Genomic DNA, 758 nt, shown 5'->3' on the forward strand with positions numbered 1-758 from the left:
ATTGACCCCGCGATCACTGCGACTGTGGCTGTGGCGACTGTGGCTCGCCCACGACCGAGACGAAGCCGCAGCCGCACAAGAGCGCACGGTGCGCAGTAGCCGGGGTATGCGGGTGCGCCGCGACTCCGGCGGGGCATCGATACTCGAAGCGATCGTCACCGACCTCGAAGGCGCCGAAGTCGACGCATTGGTGACCGAGATCGCGGCGACGGTCTGCCGAGAGGACCCCAGATCGACCACAGCGCTACGCGTCGATGGGTTGATGGCGTTGATTCACGGCGAACACGCCCTCGAATGCCAGTGCGGACGCGGTGAACGATGCCCGCAGGACGGTGCAGCAGACCGACCAGATCCCCGGCGGGGACCGCTGGTGCAGATCCTCCTCGACGCCGAAACACTGCTCGGATTACGCCAGAACCCCGCCGTACTGGCCGACGGAACCCCACTCGACCCGGAACTGGCCCGCCTCATCGCCACCGACGCCCACTGGCAAGGCCTGCTCACCGAACTCCACGACGTCCTCACCGCCCGAACACCACACACCCAGACACAAGGTGAACCGGACAAGGCCGACCCTCCCGGCAGCACAGCATCTCCCGACGACACAGTGACTCCCGACGACACAGTGACTCTCGATGGCACAGTGACTCCCGATGACACGGGCCTGGGTGACACCGATACCGCCGACGACGACGAGCCAGCCGATCGGCGACAAAAACAGAGGACAGTGCTCTCCTCCCTACGGATTCGGGTACCAC

1 pseudogene is annotated in these 758 nt (G+C 65.7%); it reads left to right on the forward strand.

The window, feature by feature from the left end:
* Positions 1-758, forward strand: a pseudogene (locus BH95_RS29555) (DUF222 domain-containing protein); the annotation flags it as partial.

Origin of the sequence: Rhodococcoides fascians A44A (genome assembly GCF_000760735.1) — a bacterium.
In the GTDB taxonomy this organism is placed as follows: domain Bacteria; phylum Actinomycetota; class Actinomycetes; order Mycobacteriales; family Mycobacteriaceae; genus Rhodococcoides; species Rhodococcoides fascians_E.